General features: G+C 43.2%; 8 protein-coding genes. All 8 read right to left on the minus strand.

All coding sequences use genetic code 11. From position 1 onward, the window contains the following. Positions 1 to 179: 179 nt before the first annotated feature. From JQM82_RS13795 to JQM82_RS13830, 8 genes are read right to left on the minus strand one after another with little or no spacing between them, the layout of a single operon-like run. Complete coding sequence (locus JQM82_RS13795; protein WP_235250969.1) at positions 180 to 599, minus strand: FoF1 ATP synthase subunit delta/epsilon; 420 nt, start codon at positions 597 to 599, stop codon at positions 180 to 182. A gap of 3 nt (positions 600 to 602) precedes the next feature. After that, positions 603 to 2015 carry a F0F1 ATP synthase subunit beta gene (gene atpD / locus JQM82_RS13800; protein WP_235250974.1) on the minus strand — a complete coding sequence of 471 codons (1413 nt, stop codon included), beginning with the start codon at positions 2013 to 2015 and terminating at the stop codon, positions 603 to 605. Positions 2016 to 2035: 20 nt separating this feature from the next. Beyond that, on the minus strand, positions 2036 to 2923 hold the full coding sequence (gene atpG, locus JQM82_RS13805; RefSeq protein ID WP_235250970.1) for an ATP synthase F1 subunit gamma: 888 nt from the start codon (positions 2921 to 2923) through the stop codon (positions 2036 to 2038). A 6-nt stretch (positions 2924 to 2929) separates the two neighbouring features. After that, positions 2930 to 4432: a F0F1 ATP synthase subunit alpha gene (gene atpA, locus JQM82_RS13810; protein WP_235250971.1), complete on the minus strand. Its 1503-nt coding sequence runs from the start codon at positions 4430 to 4432 to the stop codon at positions 2930 to 2932. Positions 4433 to 4436: 4 nt separating this feature from the next. After that, entirely contained in the window at positions 4437 to 4940 is a 504-nt protein-coding gene (gene atpH, locus JQM82_RS13815) for an ATP synthase F1 subunit delta (protein WP_235250972.1), read from the minus strand. Next, on the minus strand, positions 4924 to 5427 hold the full coding sequence (gene atpF / locus JQM82_RS13820; protein WP_235250973.1) for a F0F1 ATP synthase subunit B: 504 nt from the start codon (positions 5425 to 5427) through the stop codon (positions 4924 to 4926). Before atpF ends, atpH begins: the two co-directional genes overlap by 17 nt. Before the next feature lie 17 nt (positions 5428 to 5444). Further along, positions 5445 to 5666 (minus strand): ATP synthase F0 subunit C, encoded by a 222-nt coding sequence (gene atpE, locus JQM82_RS13825; RefSeq protein ID WP_268827748.1) that lies wholly within the window; start codon positions 5664 to 5666, stop codon positions 5445 to 5447. 17 nt (positions 5667 to 5683) lie between these two features. Next, positions 5684 to 6346, minus strand: a complete 663-nt coding sequence (locus tag JQM82_RS13830; RefSeq protein ID WP_235250976.1) for a F0F1 ATP synthase subunit A — start codon at positions 6344 to 6346, stop codon at positions 5684 to 5686. Between the last annotated feature and the right edge of the window lie 286 nt (positions 6347 to 6632).

Below are 6632 nucleotides of genomic sequence, written 5' to 3' on the forward strand. Positions count from 1 at the left end.
GGCATTGGAGGTTCGCTACAAGGCTCACTGGCGATTACCTTGACCAGACTTTCACTGGCAAGCCGATAACAGCTTGCAGAACACACGACTTGCACCCGTTAGAAACGTGCGCCGCCAGGCGCACCAAAAAAAGGATTGGTACCAAGTAAACTTGAACCAATCCTTTTTTAACTTTTTGATTAGTAGCCCAGTGGAACATCCCGTTTTCCTGCTTTCAGCCGGGCCATAGCTCTGGCAAGTGATGCCTTTGAACGATGGTACTCTTCGATACTCTGCTTCTGCCGCAGCTGCTCTTCGGCACGTTCCTTTGCCTCCTGTGCTCTACGCAAGTCGATTTCTTCCAGACTCTCACAGGTATCTACGATGACAGTGGCACGGTTGTTAATCATCTGTGCAAAACCTGTTCCGGTAACACCGAGAACAGTCGTTCCGTCTTCCTGCAGTATGCTCAACTCCCCTACTTCTACTGGGAATACCATGTTTTCATGGTGAGCCTGTATGGCTCTCAGACCGTCATGCAGTGGCAGAACCAACTGCACACAGCGTCCGTCAAAGAATACTTTATCACAGGCTATTACCTTCAAACTAAATGTATTCATTGCTTATTCCTCCTGGTTGGCGGCAACACTTTCCATTTCTTTTGCCTTGGCAATTACATCATCAATGGTTCCTACATTGAAGAAGGCTGCTTCCGGATACTGATCCATCTCTCCATCAATAATTGTCTTAAATCCACGTATTGTTTCTTTCAGCGGTACATATTTTCCGGGAACGCCAGTGAAGTTCTCGGCTACGTGAAATGGCTGTGACAGGAACTTCTGAATCTTTCTTGCACGATATACCGTCAGCTTATCCTCCTCGGACAACTCTTCCATACCCAGAATTGCGATAATATCCTGCAATTCAGTGTATTTCTGCAAAATTTCCTGTACACGTCTTGCAGTCTCGTAATGTTCCCTGCCAACTACATCTTCCTCCAGGATTCTGGAATTCGACTCCAGCGGATCAACGGCCGGATAAATACCCTGCTCAACAATCTTTCTGGAAAGTACCGTTGTCGCATCCAAATGTGCGAATGTTGTTGCCGGAGCAGGGTCCGTCAAGTCATCAGCTGGTACGTATACCGCCTGTACGGAAGTAACAGAACCATTCTTAGTTGATGCAATACGTTCCTGCAGTTCACCCATCTCAGTTGCCAGCGTTGGCTGGTAACCTACGGCTGAAGGCATACGGCCAAGCAATGCAGATACCTCAGAACCTGCCTGTGTAAAACGGAAAATATTATCAATAAATAACAATACATTCTGATGTTCCTGATCACGAAAATACTCCGCCATGGTAAGTCCGGTTTCTGCAACACGCATACGTGCTCCCGGCGGCTCATTCATCTGTCCAAACACCAGGGCTGTCTTCTCAATTACACCAGATTCCCGCATTTCAGACCAAAGGTCATTACCTTCACGGGAGCGCTCACCTACACCGGTAAAAATGGAATATCCGCCATGCTCCGTTGCTATGTTTCGAATCAATTCCTGGATCAATACCGTTTTACCTACACCGGCACCACCGAACAGACCAATCTTACCACCTTTGGCATACGGTGCCAAAAGGTCGATAACCTTAATTCCAGTCTCAAGTACTTCTACAACAGGACTCTGATCTTCGAAAGATGGCGGATCTCTATGAATACACCAATGTGTCTCAGCATCCAGGCTCTCACCACCGTCAAGGGTATCACCCAGAACATTGAACAAACGTCCAAGTGTTCCTTTGCCGACCGGAACTTTGATGCCGCTTCCGGTTGCTGTGACTTCCATATCTTTTTGGAGCCCTTCGCTGGCTGCCAGCATAATACAACGGACAGTATTGTTTCCGATGTGCTGTGCAACCTCCATGACACAACGTTTTCCGGCATTGTCTACTTCCAGCGCATCTTTGATATATGGAAGGTCATTATCTTCAAATTCTACATCAACCACAGGTCCCATGACCTGTACGATCTTTCCTTTTTTCATTTTTCTTTTCACAATCCTTCCTATTTTCTCTTTTTCTTCTGTGCTTTGGCTCCACCGATGACCTCAGTAATCTGCTGAGTAATGGCGGCCTGACGCACACGGTTATACTCGATGGCCAGCACCCGCAACATATCTTTTGCACTGTCAGTTGCAGTCTGCATCGCCATCATTCGAGAATTGTGTTCACTGGCGAAAGATTCTACCAGTGCACCATAAATAAATCCGGTCACATAGTTGGGAACAATATGGTCCAAGATTTCTTCCATAGAAGTCTCCGCTTTAATCTCCTCATGATAGATATCAACAGGAGTCTGCATAAATTTTTCTTTTTCAAAGGGAAGCAGCCGCATTTTTTCTGCCTCCATGGTAACCGAATTTTCCATCTTGGTATAGATAATATATACCTCATCCAGCTCACCTGCATCATATAATTCCATGATACGGTCCGTAATGACACGGGCACGGTGAAGTGTAGGGTTCTGTACCGTATATCGGAATTCCGAATTCACCGCCAGACCTTCTTTTGCAAAATACTGACGGCCCAACTCTCCCAAAACAAAAAGTTTGTTATTTTCGCCCTGGGCAAAAAGCTCATGCGCCATTTTAATGACATTGTGATTGTATGCACCTGCAAGTCCTTTGTCAGCGGTAATTACTATGTAACCTCTCTTTTTCTGGCTGTCAGCAATCTCATGATCCTGATCAAAATAACGACTTTTTGCATCTGGAACATGTCTAAGCAGTCTGGAGATTGCCGCCTGAAGAGAATAAAAATACGGCTCGGTATTTTTCAGCTTCTGTTTTGCACTTCTAAGCTTTGCGGACGATATCATATACATGGCACTCGTGATTTTCATGGTATCCTGGATACTTTTCATCCGCTTTTGAATTTCCTTCGTGTTTGCCATGCTCCATCACCTGCTTCTGAATTCTTTCACTGCTGCTACAATTTTTTCTGTCAGTTCCTGGGTTAACACTTTGTTTGTGTTAATCTCATCCACAATTTCCTTATGCTCCACATGGAAGAAATCCAAAAGACGAAGCTGGAAATCCTTGGTCTTTTTTATCTCAACATCCAGAAACAGACGATTGCCTGCAGCAACCAGTGTAATCACCTGATCCGCCAGACTCATTGGATGGCTAAGTGGCTGTTTTAGTAATTCCATCAGCCCCTTCCCATACTGCAGCTGTTCCTTCGTTGTTTCATCCAAATCCGAACTGAACTGTGTAAACACTTCCATTTCACGATACTGAGCAAGATCGATACGAATCGTTCCGGCAGCCTTTTTCATAGCCTTGGCCTGTGCCGCACCACCCACACGGGATACGGAAAGTCCAACGTTTACAGCTGGCCGCATACCGGAATTGAACAAATCACTTTCAAGGAATATCTGTCCATCGGTAATGGAAATAACGTTTGTTGGAATGTATGCAGATACATCCCCCGCCTGCGTCTCAATGATTGGAAGTGCGGTAATGGATCCTCCGCCAAGTTCATTGCTCAACTTACTTGAACGTTCCAGCAATCTTGAATGCAAGTAAAATACATCACCCGGATATGCCTCACGTCCTGGAGAACGCTCCAATAATAACGACAACGCACGATATGCAACTGCATGTTTGGACAGATCATCATATACAATCAGAACATCTTTTCCTTTATACATAAAGTACTCGGCCATTGCAGTTCCCGCATACGGTGCGATATACTGCAGGGATGCAGAATCACTCGCAGTAGAAGAAAGTACGATAGAATAATCCATTGCACCATTCTTTGTCAATGTATTTACAAGCTTTGCAACTGTAGAAGCTTTCTGTCCAATCGCTACATAGATACAAATGACATCTTTTCCCTTCTGATTCAAAATCGCGTCAACTGCGATGGAAGTTTTACCTGTCTGACGGTCACCGATAATCAGTTCACGCTGTCCACGACCAATCGGAAACATGGAGTCAATTGCCAGAATACCAGTTTCCAATGGCTGATTCACCGACTGTCTGTCCACGATTCCCGGTGCTTCCTGCTCGATTGCACGATAGTCATCCGCTTTAATCTCACCTTTTCCATCGATTGGTGCACCCAGTGCATTGATAATTCTGCCAACATAGGACTCACCTACCGGAACACCCGCCTTTTTCTTTGTTCTTGTTACTTTTGTTCCTTGTTTGATTTCAGTGTCTTTTCCAAGGATAATACATCCTACCTGATCACGCCGGATATCCTGTACCATACCACGGATTCCGTTCTCAAATATAACGATTTCGCCATACATGGCATGCTCGATACCATAAACAGTTGCAATTCCGTCACCCACCCAGATGACCTCTCCAACCTCCTGGTCTTTGCTTACCATGTCATAATTTTCTATTTTCGATTTCAGGATAGATACAATCTCTTCTGAACTAATGGAACCCACGTTATCACCTCCACGTCAATCTCTTTGCTAACCGATTCAGACGTCCTTTCATACTATAATCTTCTTCTTTGTCTCCAACACGCAGTACAAAACCACCAATCAGGCTTTTGTCCTCCACCATAGAGAGTTCTACCGTCTGTTTGCCATATTTATCGGCAAGGTATGCCTTCATCCGGGCAACCTGTGATTCATCCGGTTCCGTCACATAAGACATCTCTGCACACAAGATACCATTGTTCTCATCATACATTTTCTTATAAGCCAGGAAGATTTCGTCCATGAGATCCATCTCCTGACAGTCACTGACTACTTTGAGAAAATTTCTTATCTCTTCCGGAAAAACAGCTTCAATCAGACGGTGCTTTGCTTCTTTGGATACAATGGGGCTGCGCAGCACTTTGGGCAATTCTTCGGTCATTGAAAAAATATCCTTTGTCTTTTCAACAATGTCTTTTTTTACACCCAGCTCAAATAAGACTGTTCCGTAATTTTTAGCTGTTTGCGTCATTGATACCACCTGCCTGTGCCAGGAACTGATTGTACAGTAACTGGTTATTCTCACTGGTACTTGCCTCGCCCAGCACTTTCCCTGCTGCTGCAATTGCCAGTACGGCAATCTCAGACTGCAGATCCGCAACAGTTTTGTCGCGTTCCAGTTCCACAGTTTTATGTGCATCCTGAATGATTCTCTGTGCCTCTGCATTCGCTGCGCTAACGCGGTTATCATACTCAGCCTGTGCACTCTTTTTTGCTTTCTCCATAATCTCTGCGGATTCCACATGTGCTTCCTCAAGTTTCTTCGCATACTGTGCCTTAAGCTCGCAGGCCTGTTTTTTCTGATTTTCTGCATCTGCGATCTGACCATCAATCATTTTCTTTCTTTCATCCATGATCTTTATGACCGGATTATATAAGAAATGACGTAAGGCAACGAAAAGAATGAGCAGATTGATAATTGTCCAAACAACATTCCAATCGATTCTTAATAACTGCATGCTCTACCAGACCTTTCCTATCCTAAGAATAAGATAATTAAAATTGCAACTACCATACCGAAAATAGCAGTACCTTCTGCAAGAGCACAACCAAGAAGTAATGTCTTTGTAATCTTACCATCTGCTTCCGGCTGTCTTGCAATTGCGTCTACCGCCTTTGATGTTGCAACTCCAATACCTATACCTGCTCCAATACCTGTTAATGCTGCGATACCTGCGCCAATTGCTGTTAATGACATAATAAACTCTCCTTTTCTTACTCAATGCTTTCTTTAATAAACAGTGATGTTAAAAATACAAATACATAAGCCTGAATAAATCCGTCAAACAAATCAAAATAAAGGCTTAACGGAATAGGCACCAGAAGTGGTGCTACAATTTTCACCAATTCCATAATTACAAATGCGCCCAGAATGTTTCCAAACAAACGCATACAAAGTGACAGGGGCCGAATGAAGATTTCGAGAATATTCATAGGCAACATAATCGGGATTGGCTCCATAAAGCTTTTTAAAAAGCCCCTGGCTCCCTTTTGATGTACACCTGCATATTCAATCAACACAATGCTCATAAGTGCCAGAGCACCTGTCACACCGACATCTTTCGTCGGTGATTTCAGTCCAACCAGACCAATCATATTGGATAATCCGATATAAATTGCTACAGTGATAAGATAAGGAATATAACGTTTTCCCTCCTCACCGAGCAAATCATAGAAAAAGCTGTGCAATCCGCCAATTACCGTCTCCACCACCAATTGACGCTTTCCTACATTCTGTACCTTAAGATTTCTTCCAAGGAAAAATGCTGCAGCAATCATTACCGCCATAATCATCCAGGTTACTACAACGGACTCTGCTACTGGAATTCCACCAAAAATCGGAATGGTAAAGGATGTCTTACAATTCAGCTCTTCCATCAGTGCTGTTGATAATTTCTCCGTACTATCACTTCCCTCTTCTCTTTTTAAAACATTTAACGACAATTTTCTGGAATTGTCAATTTCAGCAAAATAGCCAAAAACAGCTTTTGTTTTTGTTACATTTTACCAATTTAGACTTACATATATATAATTTTTCAATAAATTACAGGTTGAATCATTTAACATTTATACTTTTTTAATATTCAATTTAAAAAATACCAAATTATTTCATCATTCTGGCAAAAAACTTTTACGATTTTTTTTATTCATGCAATATATGAAG

Source organism: Faecalicatena contorta, from assembly GCF_021531995.1.
GTDB lineage: Bacteria > Bacillota > Clostridia > Lachnospirales > Lachnospiraceae > Dorea_A > Dorea_A contorta_A.